We start from the raw sequence: 21579 nt of genomic DNA, 5'->3' as shown, positions 1-21579 counted from the left end.
TATTCGATGCAATCCTTCCAAGAGTAAATATAAAGCTCCACATCACCCATTTCTCTTCAAATTTCATTATAAATGGTTGAAAAAAAACCATCTTCACACAACTAATCTATCAAGATCAGTCTTGTTATCTCAGAGACATAACATCTTGACAAATTATTTAGACTAATCAATTTTTCAATCATTTTTACAAAAAAACTTCAAAACCAGTAGAATTAACCGGCTTTGAAGTTTCCCCGATGGTTCTTAGCTTTTAAACAAAAATAGTTTAAAAGTTAGGAACCATTATTTTTTATTTTCGATCATTTTAAAACTTGACCACGGTTTTAAGAAGTCTAATAAGAACAATTCATCTTCTGAAATACGTCCGACTACATTCACACGACCGTCATTTTTCATCTCTTTTAGCGCAATTTGAGTTTCACCTTTGTATTGGTCATACCCCACATTATCAATCAAGACATCCCCGCGAGACATGTCCCGGGTATTATGTGGTGGGAATGGTTTATCTTTATAGTAGATCCGTGTCATTGTTGAACGAAGGATATATTCTGAACGATCACCACGATAGCTGTGGAGATTATCAAACAAACAAATCCGTTCATCTTCGGTGATATCTTCTTCAACATCTACTTTCAATGTTGGATAATCTGCATTAAATGCTTCTGCCATCGCTTTTAGTTCTTCCTCGCTCGCATAAGCATTGCCGATAGAAATATCATCGATCAAACCCGTCAGCATCAAGTGCTTGACTTGTGTAGAAATCTCTAAGTTTCGATGATCTTCAAGCGAACACAAACCGTCTTGCGTTGGCCATGGTCCGAAATCAGCGGTTTGAGAATTAACGAATGCCATTGTATTCAAATTATAATTTCTAAATTTTTCTGAGCAATACACAAAATGATCATAACTCAAACCAGAATAGCGATGAGGGTAAAAATTATGAGACCCTAACAAATTATTAGTATTCGGAGAATAACTCATGATGTTGTCAACATAACTAGTTCCAGAACTCATATTGATCTCAATCTTAATACCGTATGGATTACGTGTCATTTTTGCTTCTTCAGCTCCCGTAAACCCGATATCTAAACGGATGCCGTACGCTCCCATCTTATGAAAAAAGGAAAGATCATCATAGGATATCCCTAATTGTTCAAATAATGCTGAATTGATATCTACCATAACTTCCATTCCTAATTGGTTCGCATATTCCACAACTTTAGAAAAATCAGCTAAAACCTTTTCTTTGTCATCTTCTATTTGTAATAAGCTAGTAAATACACGTTTGAATCCATATTTATGTGCTAAATCCAAATATGCTTTGTCCTTTTTGAACGTTGAACGTTCCGGATAAATCGAAATACCTAATTTTCCCATCAGTTGAATCCTCCCAAAATCTTTTTTGTATCCACTTACATTATAACAAAAGCGCTTTAAATGGTCTACACCTTTGAGAAAAGTGATCATAAACGAAGAAATTATGAGAAAAAGAATAGGTAAATTGATCATTATTTGTTATCATTATAGATAACAAACTGATTATCTTTGAAAGGAACCAAAAATGAAAACAAAAAAACTTCTTTTAAGTATGGGATTGGTTGCAACCCTACTATTTGCAGCAGGGTGTAATCAAAGTGAACCAAAAACAAACACTTCTGAAACAACAAGTTCAACAGAAAAAACAACGGAAAGCAGTACAAAAGAAAGTGTCGATTTAAACGCACTCCCTCTTCCTCAATTGAGCAATGAGGTCGCTGCCAATGAAGATCTGGTTGAGATGGTCACATCAAAAGGGACAATCAAAATGAAATTATTCCCTGAATTGGCCCCTAAAGCAGTTGAGAATTTTATGACACATGCTAAAGATGGCTATTACGATGGCTTGACTTTCCACCGAGTGATCAAAGATTTCATGATCCAAGGAGGCGATCCTAAAGGGGATGGTACTGGCGGTGAAAGTATTTGGGGCAAAGGATTTGAAACTGAAATATCTAACCAGCTTTACAACATCCGCGGAGCTTTATCCATGGCACGTGCCCAAGATCCTAACAGTAATGGGAGCCAATTTTTTATCGTCCAAAACTCAGATGATATGCATGACGGACTATTAAAAGATGATTACCCTCAAGCAATCATCAATGCGTATAAAAATGGTGGCTATCCTAGTTTAGATGGTGAATATACGGTCTTTGGACAAGTCATCGAAGGAATGGACGTTGTAGATAAAATCGCAGAGGTTGAAACAGATGCCTCAGATAAACCAAAAGAAGCGGTTAAAATTGAAAAAATCAATATTTTACAAGAAGCGAAAGAATCATAAGACGAATCATTAAGTAAAAGCCGAAGAATAACGAAAGGTATTCCATTGCCCTTCGCTGTTCTTCGGCTTTTACTGATAACTGGGTCCTTGTAAATTCTGCTTTTATAAAAAAAGCCGCTTTACCCAATTAAGCATCTTTGTTCACAATAAAAGTAAACTCACACTCACAAACTTTTTTATCCTCGACATAAGCCGCAGATAAAGCGGTCCCTACTGCACCCTTCATTTTTGTGATTTCAAAATGACATTTCATCACGTCACCAGGAACCACTTTCTGGCGAAATTTCGCTTTGTTAATCCCACCGATATACGCTCTTTTGCCTAAAAATTCTTCTGATTTTAAAATCAGAATCGATCCAGCTTGCGCTAAGGTTTCTAGAATCAATGCACCAGGCATTACTGGATTATCAGGAAAGTGTCCTTGGAAGAAATCTTCATTGATCGTTACATTTTTCGTTGCGACGATTTTCTTTCCTGGTTCTAAGGTATCGACATAATCGATATAGCATATTGGATAACGATTGGGAATCAAGTCCATTACTTCAGTAGCTGATAATACGTAAGACATAATATACTCCTTCTTTTGGCTAATTGCCTTGATTATTACTTTGATTATCAAAGTATCATATTCTTAAATTTTTAGCAATCTTTTTTTATTATTAAAAAAAATAGTTTGACAATCAAAGCATTTTGACTAATAATAGAAAATCAAGAGGTTATTATTTTGCAATTATTGTTTATTATACAACCTATTAAATCTTTTTAAGATCAAAGGAGTGTCAATATGTCTTTTTTAGAAGGAAAGAAAATCGTCATTATGGGCGTCGCAAATAAGCGTAGTATTGCTTGGGGTTGTGCCGAAGCAATGATGAAACAAGGTGCTGAGATCATCTATACTTATCAAAATGAACGCATGAAAAAATCATTGCTTAAATTAGTCGGCGAAGATGCCTTTACGGTGGAATGTGATGTATCAAGTGATGAAAGTATTGAAAAAGCAATGGATGCAATCGGCGAATATGCTGGAGAAATCCACGGCCTAGTACACGCGATCGCATACGCAAACAAAGAAGAATTATCAGGAAACGTATCCGATATCTCACGTGATGGCTATCAATTAGCGCAAGATATCAGTAGCTATTCATTAATCGCTGTAACAAAATATGCACAAAAGTATCTAGCACATAACAGCGGAATTGTAAGCATGTCTTATTTAGGATCAGAACGCGCTATTCCTAACTACAACATGATGGGAATTGCAAAAGCATCTTTAGAAGCAGCCATCCGTTACTTAGCTGCAGAACTATCTCCTAAAGGCATTCGTGTCAACGGTATTTCAGCTGGGGCGATCAAAACATTAGCGGTTACTGGCGTGAAAGATTACCAAAAATTGATCCAATTATCTGAATCACGTACACCAGATCAACAAGGTGTGACGATCGAAGAAGTCGGGAATGCCTGTGCCTTTTTAATTAGCCCATTATCAAGCGGAATGATTGGCGACATTGTTTATGTAGATAAAGGTGTCCACTTATCTTAAGAGAACCCTATTTACTTTAGTCATCCCATTTAAAACAACACGAATCGCTTTTTATTTAAGTAAGATAACGGAAAAATTCGTTTAACACTAACGAACTCACCGGTTTCAAATAAACTTTAAACGACGACCTACTATTGATAGGCTTATCAATATTGGGTCGTCTTATTTTGATTGATCCCTAAAGAAAATATGAGACCCAGACGATGATACGCATGAAATATGCCTATCTAGATTATTGTGGCAGATTACAAGCCATTTGATTGTTAAAATATAAATAGTTTATATTTTAATATGAGTGAAATTGTATCTTCTATTTGGTGATGGATAAACTCTTCTAAAGTAGTATGTGGCAAGAAAGCTTGTAAAACTAATTTTATAAAAAAACTAGGACAGATCATCTATATCTGTCCTAGAAATCGTAGTATCTCTTTTTTACTAGATTATACTGTTGTTTATTCGACTACTTCGATCCAACCCTCAGGCGCTTCTACATCGCCAAACTGGATCCCTGTCAATTCATCATACAATCGTTTAGTTACAGGACCAACTTCTGTTTCGCTATGGAAAACATGTAAGTTATTTTGATAATAGATCCCTCCGATCGGTGAGATGACCGCTGCTGTGCCACACGCTCCTGCTTCGGCAAATTGGTCTAATTGATCAATAAAGATATCCCCTTCGACAGCAGTTAAGCCTAAACACTCTTCAGCCAATTGTAAGAGTGAATATTTCGTGATACTTGGTAAAATCGATGGCGATTGCGGTGTGATAAATTGCCCATCTTTAGTAATACCAAAGAAATTCGCTGCCCCGACTTCTTCAATTTTCGTGTGAGTAGCAGGATCTAAATACACGCAGTCTGAATAATCTAATTCCTTCGCTTGTGTACCTGGCAACAGACTAGCTGCATAGTTCCCTCCTACTTTTGCTGCCCCTGTTCCATTAGGTGCTGCCCGGTCGTACTCTGATACGATAAAGTTCGTTGGTTTCAAACCACCTTTAAAGTAAGCACCAACTGGTGTACAGAAAACGACAAATAAGTACTCTGGCGCTGGGTGCACACCAATGTTTTCACCGACACCAATCAGAAAAGGACGTAAGTATAATGTTGCGCCTGTTCCATAAGGTGGTACAAATGCTTCGTTCGCTTTGACTACGTCTTTCACAGCTTCAATGAACATTTTTTCTGGTACCATCGGCATCAATAACCGTCTAGCACTTTGATTCAAACGACGGCTGTTTTGATCTGGTCGAAAAAGATTGATCTTGCCATCTTTTCTTCGGTAAGCTTTTAATCCTTCAAAGCATTGTTGTCCATAATGAAGCGCTGGAGAACCTTCATGGATTGTTAAATAGTTGTCTTCCGTCAATTCTCCTTTTTCCCATTGACCATCTTTCCACTTTGCAACGTAACGCCAAGGAGTTTTGATATATGAGAAACCTAAATTATTCCAATCCAATTGCATATTCATTCCACCTATCTTTGTTTTGTGAATATTTTAGCACTATCCTTGAGGTTTGTCATTTTATTTTTTGGAAAATTTCTGAAATTTGAAACAGTTTTGCTGATTTTCTTTTTCCCTTGTTCTTGTTACAATACAGTAGTGAGTATATATTTTAGAAAAGAGGATCTTATGTTTTTACAACTAGCGACAACAGCAACCACTTCCACAGGTGAAACATTAACTGACCAAGCAGTCCACCAAGTGAATGCTTTTCAACGTTTCTGGAATACGATCGATTGGGATGCAATTTTTGCAACCTTCATCCAAAAAGGACTTTATTTAGTTTTTTTAATTCTTTTATTTGCCATACTCAACCGTGTTGGAAAATATTTAATTGATAAATCTTTTAAACAATATTCTAAGAAATCGGTTTTGAATGAAAGTCGTTTAAAAACGTTACACAGTCTGTTAAATACGATTTTCCAATACACGATGGGTTTTTTCTTTATTTATGCGATTTTATCCGTCATTGGTGTTCCGATTGGTTCATTGTTGGCAGGAGCGGGAATTGCTGGGGTAGCAATTGGATTGGGCGCACAAGGCTTTATGAGTGATGTGATTACTGGCTTTTTCATTATTATGGAACAACAAATGGATGTCGGAGATTATGTAAAATTAGCAAATCTGTCAATTGAAGGAACAGTGGCTTCTGTCGGCATTCGGACGTTACAGCTAAAGGCTGTAGACGGTACGGTTCACTTTATTCCCAATCGAAACATCACGACTATCAGCAACCTATCCAGAGCGAATATGCAAGTTCTACTTGATATTCGCATCGTGCCGGAAGAAGGCTATGATTCTATCTACGAAATCATCGATCGTGTAAATCAACGATTAGCTGAAAAATACCAAGACGACTTACAAACTGAACCAACAATTTTTGGATTAGTCGATTTAGGGAACAGTAATTTTGCGATTCGAACCATTTGTTATGCCTTGAATGGAAAACAATTTGTTTTGAAAGAAGAATTTTTGAGTTCTTATGTAAAAGAATTGACAACAGCAGGATTTACCATTCCTAACAGCCCGATCAGCTTGAAATAAAAAAGATTGAGACGATTCCTTACGCTTTCCATTAAATGACCTTAATGGAGAAATAAGTGTAATCAGTCTCAATCTTTTTTGCTTTAATCGTTAACTAACGATGTCTAACTTTTCTTTTAATTCTTCGACTTTAGGCGAAACAATGTTTCGTCGTTCCAATTCATGCACCATATAGTTGACTGCCTTTAGTAGTTCTTTTCGAGTAATGATCCCTTTAAAAACTTTGTCTTCTGTAACAACCGGTAGAAAAGGTGAATCAACTAATAAATGGAGAACTTCTTCTAGTTCCCAATTTTCATCGATCGTTGCAACATTCGTTTCCATTACATCTGCAACGGTTAGTCCTTCTAATGGGTCCATGCTGATCGTTTGTAGATCGATCATTTTATTGACGACATCAGATAAGCTAACTAATCCCACAAAACGGTCATCTTTTCCTAGTACAGGGATCTTCGTATAACCTACTTTCGATAAAACAAGCAAACCATGTGATAATGGATGTTGATACATGACATTCGCTACATTTTCAGCTGAGATCAAAAAAGTCTCTCGATTTTGTAGCAATAACTCTCTTACAATCGGTCCAATCATTGGAGGGCCTCCATTTCAATTTCATTTCAACATTATTATTTTACCGAAAACGGATGCAAAATTCATATAAAAAATCGAGATTTTAGTAAAAATTAGAGATTTTTTGCTTACAAGGAAAAAGTGAAAGCCAGTTCCTCGACAGGTTGATGCGCTCGATTATAATATTGAACATTGACTTGTTCTCCACTGTGTTCAATCAAGGCATAAGAAGGGATTTGGATCGGTCCTCGTGGTTGCGAAATGCTTCCAGGATTCAAATACAAGACCCCTTCTACTACCTCACAACCAATTTGATGCGTATGACCAAAAAAGACCATTGTTGCTTGGTTGGCTTGCGCTTCAAGCGCTAATTGAGTAAGACCAAAACGAACATTTGCCAAATGTCCATGAGTGATAAATATTTTATCTTTCCCAGTATCAACCCACTCTTTTTCAACAAATCCCGGTCCGAAATCACAATTTCCCTTGACTACATGGAAGTGCGTCCACAATTGATCTTCTGGCGATAATTCTGAATCGCCACAGTGAAAGAAGAAATCCACTTTCGTTTGATAACGAGCAACTAGATCAGCTAAGATTTCCCGATCACCATGGTTATCACTGACAACTAAATATTTCATTTGTTTTCACCTTCCAACCAGCTTTGCCATACTTGGCTCAATTTTTTCATTGCTTGTGCCCGGTGGCTGACTTGGTTTTTTTCTTCACTTGACATTTCGGCTGCAGTTTCAGTTGAACCGTCAGGAATAAATAGTGGATCATACCCAAAGCCGTTGTCTCCTCTTGGGATTCTTCCTACTTTTCCTGGCCATTGCGCTTCCACCACTAGACTTTCTTTATCCGGTGCAGCAAAAACCAAGGTGCAATGAAATTGCGCCGTTCTTTTCTCATCTAGAATCTCCGTCATCTCATAAAGTAATTTCGCATTGTTTCCTGCGTCACTTTTGTGTTCACCGGCAAATCGTGCAGAGTAGATTCCTGGCATGCCACCTAAAGCATCTACTTTCAAACCAGAGTCATCAGCTAATACAGGTTGATTCAACAAATAAGCAATCGTTTCCGCCTTCAGACGAGCATTTTCCTCAAACGTTGAACCAGTTTCTTCTACATCAGGTAATTCAGGATAGTCAAACAATGTTTTGACTTCATAACCAGCTTTGCCAAACATCGCTTTAAATTCTTCTGCTTTCCCAGCATTTTTGGTAGCAATAACGATCGTCTTCAAATCGTCCTCTCTTTCTGCTCGTTGCTCGAACAAGACATTTTTTTGTTCAAGAATCAATTGCTCAATCGCTGTTTTTCCATAAAAGAGCAGATCGTTTAATTGTTCACCATCAAAGGTTGCTTCTTCCCCAGTTCCTTGAATCTCGACAAATTTGCCAGATTCAGTCATGACTAGATTCATATCGACTAGCGCTGCAGCATCTTCTTCATAATCTAAATCTGCCACACATGTCTGATCGGGTAAAATCCCAACACTGATAGCAGCTAAATGTTCAATAACTGGATCTTCACGTAAAACTTTTGTTTGAAGTAACTTTTCGACTGCTAATTTTAACGCAATAAAAGCTCCTGTGATGCTAGCCGTTCTTGTCCCACCATCTGCTTGCAAAACATCGCAATCAATGATAATACTACGTTCGCCTAACTTTTTCAGATCAACGACCGCTCTTAACGAACGACCAATCAACCGTTGGATTTCCATTGTGCGTCCTGAAAGTTTTCCTTTGCTGCTTTCTCTTCGATTTCTAGTATGAGTCGCACGTGGCAACATGCTATATTCTGCTGTTACCCAACCAGTTCCTGTTTCTCTTAAAAATGGCGGAACGTTTTCTTCAATCGTAGCAGAACAATTGACGATCGTATCACCAAAGTGAATCATAACAGAACCTTCTGGATGTTTAAAAACATTTGTTTCAATCTTTATTTTTCTTAACTGCTGAGGTTGTCTTCCATCGTGACGCATCTGTTATTTTCCTCCTAATTCAATATGCTCAACATTCAACTGATCGAGCATCAACCAATCTTGTGCAATCTCTTTAAAAAGCTTAGCTGAACCAGTCGTATAGAATTGGCATAACGTCCGCCCCTCATTGACTGAATTGCTGATTTCAAAATAGTCCAGCAACATCGAAACTTCCCCGACAGTCTCTGCACCTGAATCGATTAATGTTACACTTTCTCCCATAACGTTTTGGATAATCGGACGTAACAAAGGGTAATGGGTACAACCCAATACTAATGTATCGATTTTCTTAGTAACCAATGGCGCTAGTGTCTGGGCAACGATTTTTTTTGCCACTGACGAATGATATTCATTACTTTCCACTACCGAAACGAATTTTGGACAAGCCAAACTAGTCACGGCAAGTTCAGGTACCTTCGTTTTCAGCGCTGTTTCATAAGCACGACTTTTGATCGTTCCGAGGGTTCCGATAATCCCTACTTGTTTATTTCTTGTTTGTTTAACAGCTGCTCTTGTCCCAGGTAAGATCACACCAATGACTGGAATAGGAAGTGCCGCCTTGATTTCTTCTAAAGCAACCGCAGTAGCAGTATTACAGGCAATCACTAACATTTTGATGTTTTGTTCCACCAAATGATTCGTCATTTCCCAAGTAAATTCGATCACTTGTTCTGCCGGTCTAGGACCATAGGGGCAACGGGCAGTATCTCCAACATATAAGATATTTTCATTTGGTAATTGTTTCAATGCTTCTTTGACCACCGTCAATCCACCAACACCTGAATCAATAAAACCAATCGGGCGATTATCAGTCAATAGTATCATCCTTTTTCTCAATAAATTCTATCTTCCTTATTGTGGACTTTTTAAGGTGATTTTTCAAGTACTACCTTTGTACTTCTATCCATAAAGCTTGAATAGCTCACACAGTCGATCTAAAGAATCACTAGTTTGACTTAATGATCTTAAGTTAGTTGTTTTTAGCAGATGAAGATTGCTCTTTATCTACACTTATCATGAATGATTGCGATTCGTTTTAGAGATACTAGAAGAGACTGAGACAAGTTTTGTCCCAGTCTCTGAGCAATTATGGTTTATCGACTAACTTCAGCTGACCCTTGAGATAAAGAATTCATTTGTTTTATATTTTTGTTTGGTTTTGGTAGAGTATTTTGTTCCGATCCTCGATTACTTAGTCTTTGATTCAATGGTAATGGAACTTGATCTATTGGATTTGGGTTTGTTCTATCTAGTTCGGGAAGCTTACTTAGCAAAGTTGTTTTTCCATTGATTATTTCATTAAGCTCTTTTTTATCTTCGTTAGTGAGAGTAAGCATATAAGGTATATTGCGTCTATTTATTTCATTAAGTTTTCTGCTACCAATAAATTCCGCCATCGTAGATAGCATTTTGGGTTCTACCTTTTGGTTCTCTTTAAGTGCTAATGCAGTGTTCATTGCTCGAGATAACAAAAGCGCGTTGTCATCCACTACTTCAGCTATAGTCTTCCCATTTATTTTAATGTCTGCTTCATTTTCTTGTTTTTTATCTGTTTGTTGTTTCGCTCTTTCTCTGATTATATCCCGAAGTGCTTCTTTTTCTTCTATTCTCATGACAAGATTTGTAATCTCTTTTAAATTAGCATCTGTCTTACTTTCCTGTGTTTTCAATGTGTCTTGTTTTTTTCTGTATATTTTCCGAAGAGTGGCTCGATCTTCTTTTAATAGTTCAAGTTTAGCTATAACCGCCCTTTTCATTTCCTCATCAAGATTTAAATCCATGACCTCATTTGCTATTGCCTCTAGTTTTTCTTCGGAGACAGTGTGGTTCTCTAAAAGTTGGTATTTATTTGTAATAGCTATAGTAGCATCATCTGTTAGCTGCGCTATTAATTCATTCACCTTTAGAAATTGATCATCTTTAAGCCTAGTTAATTCCCTTCTAGTTATATTCAGATCGAAAATAAAGTTATGACACGTACTAGTTTTTAAAGGAATATAATAGAATTTATCAAGGTCTTCAATTAGTGCAGCTTTCGTTTCTTCCGACAAAGGCATGTTTGAATTAAGTCTATGTTTTTCATTAAGATAGTTAATAAAAAAGGTTCTATTATTACTATTTATTTCTATATTTCTTTGTTTTAACAGATTTTTCTCTTCTAGAAGAGATTTTAGATAGGAGGGAATTTCTTCAGTTGAAGCTTGATGATCTTTAGAAAGATCTTTATCCAATGCTGCTGATGTTTCCAGATCAGTACGTTTCTTTTTCGTAAATTTATACTTATTGAATAGTCTATAAAAAAAACCACGCTGATCTTGGGACTGTATGCTAACTTTCTCTTCATTGTTTTTATTTATATTCTGTTCCTTGTCTGGCATGCTGTTTTCTCCTTTGAGATTTTATATACGCTTTATAAATTTATCAGAAAAAAAAGGACATCAAAATTTTTATTTCTAAACAAAGAAATTCTTGGGATTTAATACTATTGCATTTATTCAAAATCTAGATTATCGTTTTTAATCTCTGGGAATATTTGGTCATAAATAGTATTCTCAAAGGATTCTACATCAACAGAATTTTATTTAGGTACTGCTATACCTAACTATTTCTTTAAAAATAATTTTTTGAATATTTGGCATCCACGTGCGGTGATTTGCAAAAATAGTATTACTTTATAAAAACAGAAGAACATGTAGCCTGCAAATTCAAATCAATATCAACATGAAAATTAGAAGCTTTTTGATCAATTTATGAGACAATGTGAAAGAACAAAAAAGCTGAGATAGCATGAGGTACATTCTGACCCAGATTTAATTTTGCGTAACTTATCAGTTCTTATTGACCAAAAACCTTTTTTTAACATATATTAAAACTAATCAAAAAAAAAACGAAAATCAGAATAACTGCTTTTCGTTTTTTCAGCTTGTTCATACGAATACTTTGACCGCACGCTCAAGTTAATTTTTGAACTGTTACACTCTTACTTGAATGTTGCTAAATTGAACACTATCTGATCGTTAGGTGATAATTTAATATCATTTGCTCCTTTTTCCGCCATTTTGCCGTTGATTGTGAACGTCCAATATAATCCTTTATCTTTGTCTTGTGCATGCCCATCAATTGCCGTCACAAAACCATTGTCTTCTTTCACTGAAAACTGTTTTTTTAGTAATTCCAACAAGGTCTGATTTGGTTGGTAAGTAACGTTTTTTGCCGATAGTTCTTTTCCCTCTTCTTGCAAAGTGATGGTCACTTTTTTTGTAGTGGCTTGTGATTGAGCGCTTGATTGTTCTGTCGTGGTAGGTGATTGACAACCAGTCATAACGATCATACTTGATAAAGCAGCTAATAATACTATAAATTTCTTCAAAAAAAACACTCCTATTTATTAATTTGTAAAAAGAATTAACTTAAGTTATCACTTTAAACATTATAGATATGATTCTTAGACAGTTAGATTTTAATTCAAACAGTAAGGTCTGATAATAATTAATGGAATACTTTCCCAGCTCGCTCATAGAATGGTTCTTTAATATGATAAACCACATTGACATAACGTGCCAAGACAAAAAAGAGATCCGATAACCGATTAATCAGTTTATAGCTCATTTGATTCGTTTCTGTTTCTTCCAAAATCAATTCAGTGATTTCACGTTCCGCTCTTCGGGTCACTGTTCGGGCAAGATGGAAATGCCCTGCTACTGGATGTCCACTAGGCAAAATAAATTTGTCGATCACCGGTAGTTTTTCTTGATAAAAATCAATCATTTCTTCCATTTTCTCCAAATCTTTTTTAGTCACGATCCGTTCTTTGACTTCCGTTGGTGTGGCAAAATCTGTTCCGATATCAAATAGTAATCGTTGAAGTTGGATTAATTGTTCGATCAAAAGTGCAAATTTATCAGGATCTAATTCTGCAACGATCGTTCCTACCCAAGAGTTGATTTCATCCACACTTCCATAAGCTCTAACACGAGAAGCTGACTTAGCTAGCCGTTGCCCTCCGATAATACTAGTCATCCCAGCATCACCACTTTTAGTATAGATTTTCATGGTACCATGCTCCTTTTTAAACTTATAATCCACACTTTAGTTGTACTTTACAATGGGTGCAAGTACTGCAACCTCCGATTTCTTCAATTGTACCTTCATGACAAATCGGACAGCGCTCTTCATTCGTTGCTGAGTCGTTTGAAGCTTCTGTTAGCAAAACATCTGGGTGTACCTCTGATGTTACTAGCTCATCGGTAAAACTATTTTCTTCCGCTGATAAAGTCAGGACTTGTGAATCTCGGCTACCGTCAACATATACCGTACCGCCTTTTGCCCCACCTTGATAAAGTCGTTCGTAAATATCAGCTACTTCTTTAACACGATATCCCTTAGGTGCGTTGACTGTTTTGGAAATGGAGCTATCAACCCATCGTTGGATCGTACATTGGACATCCACGTGAGCTTCTGGTGAAAGCTCCATTGCTGAGACAAAGTATTCCGGTAACTCTGAGGCATCTGCCTCTGGATGTTTCGCTAGATATTCGTCAACGATTTCAGCGTGTACTTCAATGAATTTTCCTAAGCGACCGCTTCTAAAGTAGGAAAAAGAGAAATAAGGTTCCAATCCCGTGGAAACACCAGTCATCGTACCTGTCGAGCCAGTTGGTGCAACGGTTAATAAGTGTGAATTTCGGATTCCATAAGTTAAGACACCTTGCCTAATATGTTCTGGCATCTTTTTCATATACCCAGAATGGATAAAACGCTCACGTAATTGTCGTGTTTCTTCTTCGTTCTTACCAACTAAATAAGGAAAACTTCCTTTTTCTTTTGCCAATTCGATCGACGTTTGATAAGCTGTAACGGCAATCGTTTCAAACAATTGATCGACTAACGCATTTCCTTCTTTAGAGCCATACGTTTTGCCGCAATAGATCAATAAGTCGGCTAAGCCCATCACCCCTAAACCAATACGACGTTCCCCTTTTGCTTGTTGCTCATTCTTGTCAAAAAAATAAGGGGTCGCATCAATAACATTATCTTGGAAACGTACACTGGTTCTAACCACTTCTGCAACTTTTTGAAAATCGATTTCTTGGTGCTCATCTACCATATTCGCTAAATTGATAGCTGCAAGATTACATACCGCATACGGTGTCAATGGCTGTTCTCCACAAGGATTTGTTGCAACGACTTTTTGTCCATAGGCAGCAGCATTAGTCATCTCATTGGCGTTATCAATAAAAAAGATCCCTGGTTCCGCAGAATAAGTAGCACAGTAAGTGATCAATTCCCAAAGCTCTCTGGCTCGAATTGTTTGATGAACTTTCACTTTACGTCCTGTCGCTTCCCACTCACGAACATCACCGATTTCAGCCCAATGTTGATCATAATCAGCCATTTCTATTTCTGTATACTCGTCAATAGCAGGAAAACGCAAATCATAGGTCTTATCTTGTGCGACAGCTGCCATGAATTCCTTTGTCAGACAGATTGAAATATTCGCCCCTGTTAAGAAGTCAGGATCTTTGACACTATAACTTCCACCCATTTTTAATTTTTGCTTAGCCTCTTTGATGAAAGCATGTTCTGCAAATTGCAAAAGCCCCTCTTCCTTAACCAAGACTTCAAATAGCTCCCTTTCTTCTTGAGTTAAAGGAGAAAAAGCTAGTTTCTCGCTTGCTAATTGTTTGATTAGGGGATTTTGACTTGTAGTTATCAACTGTTGCAGGATCAACGGATTCTGGATTTTTGAAATAATAAATTCAAAAATATCTGGGTGCCAATCATTGAGCATGATCATTTGCGCCCCTCTGCGACTTCCTCCTTGCTCGACTAAATGGGTGAGATTAGCTAAATCATTGAGCCAAGAAACAGCACCAGAAGATTTTCCATTTACGCCATGTACGACAGCTGATTTTGGTCTCAAGGTTGAGCCATTCGTTCCTACTCCACCACCACGACTCATGATTTCCATGACTTCTTCTCGGTGTTTTGCTAAACCAGAAAGAGAATCTTGAATAAATGGCATGACAAAACAATTAAAGTATGTGACTTCTGATTGCGTACCAGCACCATATAACACCCTTCCTGCAGGAATCAAATTTTGTTCAGTCAATTGTTTGTAAAAATCTTCAAAAAATTCAGCTTTTCTATCGCCCTCGACTTGACTAATTCCGAAAGCAACTCGAGCAGCAATTTGTTCATAATACAGCTCTAAAGGTTTTTCAACTTCACTTTTGTTTCTTTTAACGAATCCACGAGCTATTTCTTCAGGATCAGTCAAAGAGGAGCGAAATTCCTCTTCCACTTCGATCGTTAAATCGTCTCCAGAGTGCTGAATGATCGTTCCAATTCCACGAGCCGGGTATTGTGGATCCGCATGTACCGTCAAGACGACTAGATCACCTATGGTTAACGTCTGATTATGTGGATCTTTGTAAGTATATCGATCCAACATGACCAAGCGTGAAATCCCTTCAAATGTCAGTTTCATTTGTGGATCAATAGGTTTGACCTCTGGATAATTCCGTATATCCTGATTAAGTTTTTCTATATATTTTTTTGAATAAATTCCCATTCCATCGCCACCTTATCATAAAAAACACTATATATAGTGTCTGTTAATTATTATCACACTACATAATGTGTTTTTCAATCTTGTAATAAAAAAAATTTATGATATAATGAGAACTATTATCAGTGAAGGAGCAGCCTCAAAAGATGAACACATTTAAACAAAAACCTTACTTTACGATTCACAAATTTGCTTATTTGTCATTATTAATTGCTGCCTGTGTCGTAGGCAGACTTTTTTTTGCTTGGTTACCAAATATTCAACCTATGACAGCAATTCTTTTACTACTTGCGGCATTTGGTTCTTTAACAGATGCTTTAATCGTCTCCATATTGAGCTTATTCATCACTAATCTATATTTAGGATTAGGGACTTGGACAATCAGTCAAATGCTCGCCTTCAGCGGGATTGTTTTGTTTTTTCATTGGATGAATCAGTTACCTATAGTCGCTAAGCATGTGACTATTCAAGCAATTTTGAGCTTTATTTGTGGATTAATTTACGGTTTGATTGTTTCACGAATTGAAACTTTCATCTATCAACTTCCCTCTTTTTGGGCTTACTATTTTCAAGGACTTCCTTTTGATCTCGCCCATGGTATAGGTAATTTCTTTTTTTATTTGATTCTCTTTCCCGCATTTCAACGGATACTGTTTCCGCTATACAGTAAGACGCTTGATGACAGATATAAAAAATAAATGACGTGAGAATCCTTATTTTATCAGCCCTCTGATTATTTTTGTCTAACTTTTTTTGAGGGTATAGAATCAGAAGTGATTCTTCTGTCCCAGTTTTCATTTAGCCATAAAAAGTGGGATATTAATCAAATTTTTTCTGATTAATATCCCACACTCATTTATCATGTAATCATTTTTAGAGTTTATTGATTGTTATCTATGTAACGGGTTAAACTTCTCAATTTCTTTTTCTCGTCTCTCTCGGCTTATTCTTGGTCTATTCTCCAACTCATCTATGAATTGCTTTAATATGGTGGGGTTAAGTTTAGTAAAGTGTCTATTCTTCATAAAACTTGCTATCGCTTGCTTAACCGCTTCATTTTCTTTTCTTTCTTCAATTAATTTTTCCACTCTTGAGGTTTGATTTTCTATAAGTTCCTTAGCGTCCTGTTCAGCGATTATTTTTAGATCATGAATAAATGCTATACACGTATCAGGAGTCAAGGGATTAAACTTAAATTTATTAAGGTCTCCAATTAGTGCATCTTTTGTTTCCTTCGGCAAACGTGTATCTGAGTGAATCTTATGCCTTGTCTTAAGGTAGTCAATATAAAAAGTTTTATTTTGGCTAGTTACTTCTATTGTATTTTGGGTCTCTATTAGGTTGTTTGGTTGTATGAGTTTGCTCTCATCTGGATGAAGTGGAAGTCGTTGGATGACCCCTTCTGCTACATCTTCTTTAAGTTCAGAAAGAAATTCACCTATTGCTGCTAATGTTTCCGAACTAACAGGTTCACCCTCCTCAAGCTTACACTCTTCGATTAGTTGAAAAGCTATAGTAGCATGATTATACAAAGTATTTCGAGGTCGTTCGCTTTCATTATTTGCAATTTTTTGATTTGTTTCTTTTTTCTGTTCCATGTTTGGCATGTTATTCTCTCCTTTAAAATTTTATGTACTGCTTCATCAATTTATCAGAAAAAAAAATACATAAGAAAACTTTTATTTCCAAGAAAAGAAAATTTTGCAATTTAATACCATTTAATTGATTAAAATTCTAGGTTATTACTTTTAATTTCTGAGAATACAAGGTCAAGAATAGTATTTTCAAAGAAAAATGCATCATGAAATTATATTTGAGTATTCCTATACATAACAATTCCTTTCATAATATTTCATTGATTTTTTAATCCCAGTTTTAATTTAGCCATAAAAAGTGGGATATTAATCAGATCAATATCCCACACTCATTTATTATGTAATTATTTTTAGAGTTTTATTGATCACTATCTTTGAAATTGATCCTTTTTGTTTAGATATGCCTGTGACTTTGGTAGTACAGATGTTTTTAATTGCTCAATTCTTTTTTTCGTAAGTCTTCCTTGCTCGAATTTTCCTTGCTCACGTTTTCTTTTATTAAGGCTTCTTTGTTCTGAGCTTCCTTTTTCAAGAAATTCTTTTACACTCATCTTGAAATATTCCTGTCTTTCATTTGGTTTACTTGGAGACTTATATTCATTTTTTAATTTCTCAATTTCTATTTTTTGCCTCTTTTTGCTTATGTATTCAGATTTTTTCAACTCGTCTTGAAATTGCACCATTAGTGTTGGGGGAATTTCAGTATAGTGTCTGTTCATCTTAAATCTTTCTTTCACTTGATCAACCGCTATATCTTCTCTTGCCTTTTTTATTGATTTTTCTATCTTGGGCGTTTGCTTCTTTAAGAGTGTCTGAACATCTCTTCTAGCGATCACATCTAAATCATAAATAAAGGAAGTAAACCTGTTAAGGTCCAAAGAATCGAAATAGAATTTATCAAGGTCTTGAATTAGTGCATGTTTTGTTTCTTTCGACAAAACTGCTTTTTTGCTTAAATCATACTTTTGATTAAGGTAGTTAATATAAAAGGTTTTATTTTTATCATCCACTACTATTCTATCATCACTATTCATTTGGATGTTCCTTTGTCGTAACAGTTTTTTCTCTTCTGGAAGAAGCGGAAGATAGGAGATAATCCCTTCTGCAGAATCTCTCTTATAGTTAGAAAGAATTTTACCTAATGTTGCTAACTTTTCCGAACTATTAGCTTCTCCCCTCACAAGCTTATGATCCTTGATTAGTTGAAGAGCAATAGCATATTGACTTCCTGTCCGTATTACTGCTATTTTTTGTTTATCATTTGGCATGTTATTCTCTCCTTTAAAAGTTATATACTACCTTGTTAAACTATCAGAAAAAAGGAGTATCTAAGTAACTTTTATTTCTGCAGAAAGAATTTTTTGGCATCTGATATCACTAAACATGTTGTTTTTCGAGTTACTATCCGATAACCATTCTGTCAAAAAGCAGTCATCACCCACTTATAGAGAATGGATGATGACTGCCTATACTAGATTAAAATTGAAGATTCTTAATTTATCCACTTCTGTTTGTCACAAATTGTTGATTGAATGATCTATCGACCACTAGAACATCGTACTTCTACTTCACGCAAGCTCCCCTTTTTTGCTTTAGCAGTCGTTCAGAACAGCTGGTTTTCTAACCGACCAATTTGTTCATTCATTTTTGACATTTTCCTAAATAAACGAACTCTTACACAAAAAATGTACTAAATTTCTAGAAAATCTTACAGAAACTTCTTTCTTTTTACCATTTCCTGTTTGTCGCAAGCAATGGATCATTCGTATACAATTAGTCCAATTACATTCGATAATAGACAATGATTGCTAGTCCGATACCTGATAAAATCAGTCCCCAAAATAGTTGTCCGAACATACTGGTATCTCCCAATAGCCAACGAACGAAAAATAATTTTCTTCCAAAGCAAAAAATTAACACACCTATGATAAAAATAATACATCCCGTAGAAAATATCGGGTTTGCTTGAAAAGCATTTATAATCTCTTCCATCTAACAACATCTCTTTCTCTATCTATCCATTATAGTTACCACAAACTCTGTTAGGCATTCTCTCATTTCAATACGTTTACCTAACGACACTTAGTATACTTCCTACTGTCAAGACAGTCCATATTTTTAAATGAACTGAACGAACAAAACTGTAAGCTATGTTTTTAAGCTGATCTTTGTCTACGACTACTTTCTCTCACAATATCGTTGAAGAGAAAAACGATCTAAGTTTTACATTGACGAATCAAATAAAAATACTCGCTGAACAATTTTCATTGAACAACGAGCATGCTAAGTTTTTGACTAATAGCTGTACTTTCTTTTTTCTAAATAGGAAGAAAGTAAGGATAAAGCATAGCAGACAGCAAAATACATCAATGTCATTGCCACAAACATTGGCAATACATAATTGGTATTTTGTCCGTAAACAATTCGTGCTTGGTGAGTCAATTCAGGTAAGGAAATGATCACTGCTAATGATGTATCCTTGATCAATGAAATCAGCTGACTCACGATTGCTGGGATCATTGATTTAAATGCTTGGGGTAAAACGACGATTCTCATCGTTTCTACATAAGACAATCCTGTGGAAAGACCAGCCTCCATTTGTCCTTTAGGAACGGCATTCAACCCTGCTCGAAAAATTTCTGATAACATAGCCGATTCAAAAATCGTCAATGCTGCTACGGCTGACCAAAAAATATTCATTTGGATACCGATTTGTGGTAAGGCAAAATACGTAAAGAAAATGATTAATAACAATGGAAGATTTCTGATAATATCAATTAGTATTCCTAGTATTTTTGAAAGATAAGGTATATTGGCAAAACGAACCACACCACAAATCCCGCCAATCAAAAAACTAAAGATGATTGAAAATAATGAAACCTCCACAGTCACTTTTAATCCTTCTAATAAGAAGCGGATATTCATCCATGAAAAAGCACCACTAAAATCCATTTTGTTCTCCCCTTCCTATGAACGAACTGCCCATTTTTTCTCTAAATATGTCATCAAGTAAGACAAAGGTAATGTAATTACTAAGTAAAAAAGACCCACGATGATATAGGTATCAAAAGTGTTGAAAGTTTCACTGGCAATTAAGTCCCCTTGATACATTAAATCTAACCCAGCAACGATAGCTAAAATCGATGAATTTTTTACTAAATTAATAAATTGGTTTCCTAATGGTGGTACGACGATCTTGAAAGCCTGCGGCAAAATAATAAACCGCATCGTTTGCGCATAGGTCAAACCAGCTGATAATCCCGCTTCTGTTTGCCCTTTTGGCACTGTTTGAATCCCTGAACGAACGGTTTCTGCAATAAATGCCGAAGTATAGATCGTCAAACCGATCGTCCCTGCTTGAAAGCCATCAAAACTAATCCAATAGATCGGAAGGACGACATAAAAGAACATCACAATAATCAACAATGGGATATTTCGAAAAAATTCCACGTACGCTTTAGCTAGTCCACTGATCACTTTGTTCGTTGACAATTGAAAAATTGCCATCAGTGTTCCAATAATCAAACTAAATAATAAAGCTAACACACTTGAATAGATAGTGATTTTAAACCCTTCTAAGAAGGTTGATCCATATGTTTGCAGCAACTCAGCCATTCTTTCCCCTCCTTAATTCACTTTTCCTTGGGTGGTATCTGGGAACCATTTTTGGTAAATCTGATCATATGTGCCGTTAGCAATGAGTTCTTTTAACGCTTGATTTACGGCATCCAAAAATTCTGTTTGTCCTTTATTGATCGCAATTCCATAAGGTTCATTGGTAAATGTCCCACCTGCTAAAGTATAGTCAGGGTTCTCGTCAGCCATTCCCAACAAAATGGCATTATCGGTCGTCATAGCATCTCCTTGTCCTGATTGTAAAGCAGTAAACGCTTCGGCATAGTTTTCTAGTTCAAGAATTTTTGCATCTGGAGCATGTTCTCGGATATTTACTGCAGAAGTTGATCCTTTGACTGCAAGCACAGTTGTTTCAGCATTTAATTCATCTACGCTTTTAATCGGGCTTCCTTTTTTGACTAATAAAGATTGTCCGGCATCAAAATAAACATCAGAAAAATCAACTTGCTTTTTTCGTTCATCTGTAATGGTCATTGTCGCAATAATCGCATCAATATTTCCATTTTTTAATAGCGGAATCCGTGTTTTAGAGGTAACTTCCACAAATTCTGCTTTCCCATCCTTTCCAAGAATCTCTTGCGTAATCGCTTTAGCGATATCGATATCAAATCCTTGAACCGTACTACTTTTGATATCCATCATCCCAAATAAGCGAGTATCGTATTTTACACCCCACGTTATGGTGTTGTTTTGCTTACTTCGTTCCAGAATATTTTCTTCAGCGACACTTTTTCCTTTGCAGCCTGCTAATATCAAAAAGACCAGACCCAAAAGGAAAAGCAAACGAATCATTGTTTTCTTACGCATTTTA

General features: G+C 36.1%; 21 protein-coding genes. 4 read left to right on the top strand and 17 right to left on the bottom strand.

Annotated features, from left to right (window positions below; genetic code table 11):
• Positions 1-282: 282 nt before the first annotated feature.
• The gene (locus AB3I42_RS06825; protein WP_131773152.1) at positions 283-1377 is read right to left on the bottom strand and encodes a DUF871 domain-containing protein; all 1095 of its coding nucleotides are present in this window, start codon (positions 1375-1377) and stop codon (positions 283-285) included.
• Between the two features lie 184 nt (positions 1378-1561).
• Between AB3I42_RS06825 and AB3I42_RS06820 the strand changes: the two genes are divergently transcribed.
• Complete coding sequence (locus AB3I42_RS06820) at positions 1562-2320, top strand: peptidylprolyl isomerase (protein ID WP_010719273.1); 759 nt, start codon at positions 1562-1564, stop codon at positions 2318-2320.
• 127 nt (positions 2321-2447) lie between these two features.
• Here AB3I42_RS06820 and fabZ read toward each other — a convergent pair whose 3' ends face one another.
• The gene (gene fabZ, locus AB3I42_RS06815) at positions 2448-2888 is read right to left on the bottom strand and encodes a 3-hydroxyacyl-ACP dehydratase FabZ (RefSeq protein WP_010719274.1); all 441 of its coding nucleotides are present in this window, start codon (positions 2886-2888) and stop codon (positions 2448-2450) included.
• 216 nt (positions 2889-3104) lie between these two features.
• On the opposite strand from fabZ, the gene fabI reads away from it, so the two are divergent.
• Positions 3105-3860, top strand: coding sequence for an enoyl-ACP reductase FabI (fabI, locus tag AB3I42_RS06810; RefSeq protein WP_010719275.1), 756 nt, complete (start codon positions 3105-3107; stop codon positions 3858-3860).
• A 452-nt stretch (positions 3861-4312) separates the two neighbouring features.
• Here the strand turns inward: fabI and AB3I42_RS06805 are convergent, their stop codons facing one another.
• Entirely contained in the window at positions 4313-5326 is a 1014-nt protein-coding gene (locus AB3I42_RS06805; protein ID WP_181914526.1) for a branched-chain amino acid aminotransferase, read from the bottom strand.
• Between the two features lie 168 nt (positions 5327-5494).
• On the opposite strand from AB3I42_RS06805, the gene AB3I42_RS06800 reads away from it, so the two are divergent.
• Positions 5495-6409, top strand: a complete 915-nt coding sequence (locus tag AB3I42_RS06800) for a mechanosensitive ion channel family protein (protein ID WP_034697771.1) — start codon at positions 5495-5497, stop codon at positions 6407-6409.
• Between the two features lie 90 nt (positions 6410-6499).
• Here the strand turns inward: AB3I42_RS06800 and cbpB are convergent, their stop codons facing one another.
• From cbpB to AB3I42_RS06760, 8 genes are all read right to left on the bottom strand, one after another.
• Entirely contained in the window at positions 6500-7000 is a 501-nt protein-coding gene (cbpB, locus tag AB3I42_RS06795) for a cyclic-di-AMP-binding protein CbpB (protein WP_010719279.1), read from the bottom strand.
• 107 nt (positions 7001-7107) lie between these two features.
• Positions 7108-7620 (bottom strand): metallophosphoesterase, encoded by a 513-nt coding sequence (locus tag AB3I42_RS06790; RefSeq protein ID WP_010737496.1) that lies wholly within the window; start codon positions 7618-7620, stop codon positions 7108-7110.
• Entirely contained in the window at positions 7617-8966 is a 1350-nt protein-coding gene (gene rph, locus AB3I42_RS06785; RefSeq protein WP_368022396.1) for a ribonuclease PH, read from the bottom strand. Before rph ends, AB3I42_RS06790 begins: the two co-directional genes overlap by 4 nt.
• Positions 8967-8969: 3 nt before the next feature.
• Complete coding sequence (gene racE / locus AB3I42_RS06780; RefSeq protein WP_010737494.1) at positions 8970-9791, bottom strand: glutamate racemase; 822 nt, start codon at positions 9789-9791, stop codon at positions 8970-8972.
• A 269-nt stretch (positions 9792-10060) separates the two neighbouring features.
• Positions 10061-11344, bottom strand: coding sequence for a hypothetical protein (locus tag AB3I42_RS06775; RefSeq protein WP_104325111.1), 1284 nt, complete (start codon positions 11342-11344; stop codon positions 10061-10063).
• Between the two features lie 602 nt (positions 11345-11946).
• On the bottom strand, positions 11947-12345 hold the full coding sequence (locus AB3I42_RS06770) for a DUF4430 domain-containing protein (RefSeq protein WP_223603268.1): 399 nt from the start codon (positions 12343-12345) through the stop codon (positions 11947-11949).
• 110 nt (positions 12346-12455) lie between these two features.
• Complete coding sequence (locus AB3I42_RS06765; RefSeq protein ID WP_010737492.1) at positions 12456-13019, bottom strand: cob(I)yrinic acid a,c-diamide adenosyltransferase; 564 nt, start codon at positions 13017-13019, stop codon at positions 12456-12458.
• Positions 13020-13041: 22 nt separating this feature from the next.
• Positions 13042-15540 (bottom strand): vitamin B12-dependent ribonucleotide reductase, encoded by a 2499-nt coding sequence (locus tag AB3I42_RS06760; RefSeq protein ID WP_368022395.1) that lies wholly within the window; start codon positions 15538-15540, stop codon positions 13042-13044.
• A 143-nt stretch (positions 15541-15683) separates the two neighbouring features.
• Here AB3I42_RS06760 and AB3I42_RS06755 point away from each other — a divergent pair, with 143 nt between their 5' ends.
• On the top strand, positions 15684-16235 hold the full coding sequence (locus AB3I42_RS06755) for a DUF6580 family putative transport protein (protein WP_010737490.1): 552 nt from the start codon (positions 15684-15686) through the stop codon (positions 16233-16235).
• 192 nt (positions 16236-16427) lie between these two features.
• Here the strand turns inward: AB3I42_RS06755 and AB3I42_RS06750 are convergent, their stop codons facing one another.
• From AB3I42_RS06750 to AB3I42_RS06725, 6 genes are all read right to left on the bottom strand, one after another.
• Positions 16428-17144 (bottom strand): hypothetical protein, encoded by a 717-nt coding sequence (locus AB3I42_RS06750; RefSeq protein ID WP_131773153.1) that lies wholly within the window; start codon positions 17142-17144, stop codon positions 16428-16430.
• A gap of 356 nt (positions 17145-17500) precedes the next feature.
• Positions 17501-18400, bottom strand: a complete 900-nt coding sequence (locus AB3I42_RS06745) for a hypothetical protein (RefSeq protein WP_181914532.1) — start codon at positions 18398-18400, stop codon at positions 17501-17503.
• Between the two features lie 514 nt (positions 18401-18914).
• The gene (locus tag AB3I42_RS06740; RefSeq protein ID WP_010737487.1) at positions 18915-19124 is read right to left on the bottom strand and encodes a hypothetical protein; all 210 of its coding nucleotides are present in this window, start codon (positions 19122-19124) and stop codon (positions 18915-18917) included.
• A 303-nt stretch (positions 19125-19427) separates the two neighbouring features.
• Positions 19428-20084 carry an amino acid ABC transporter permease gene (locus AB3I42_RS06735; protein WP_010737486.1) on the bottom strand — a complete coding sequence of 219 codons (657 nt, stop codon included), beginning with the start codon at positions 20082-20084 and terminating at the stop codon, positions 19428-19430.
• A 15-nt stretch (positions 20085-20099) separates the two neighbouring features.
• Entirely contained in the window at positions 20100-20747 is a 648-nt protein-coding gene (locus AB3I42_RS06730) for an amino acid ABC transporter permease (RefSeq protein WP_010719298.1), read from the bottom strand.
• Between the two features lie 12 nt (positions 20748-20759).
• Complete coding sequence (locus tag AB3I42_RS06725) at positions 20760-21575, bottom strand: transporter substrate-binding domain-containing protein (protein WP_131773154.1); 816 nt, start codon at positions 21573-21575, stop codon at positions 20760-20762.
• Positions 21576-21579 lie beyond the last annotated feature (4 nt).

Source organism: Enterococcus sp. C53 (assembly GCF_040887425.1).
Lineage (GTDB): Bacteria > Bacillota > Bacilli > Lactobacillales > Enterococcaceae > Enterococcus_B > Enterococcus_B hirae.
Note: the sequence above shows the minus strand (reverse complement) of the source record. Positions and strands in the feature narration are given on the sequence as shown.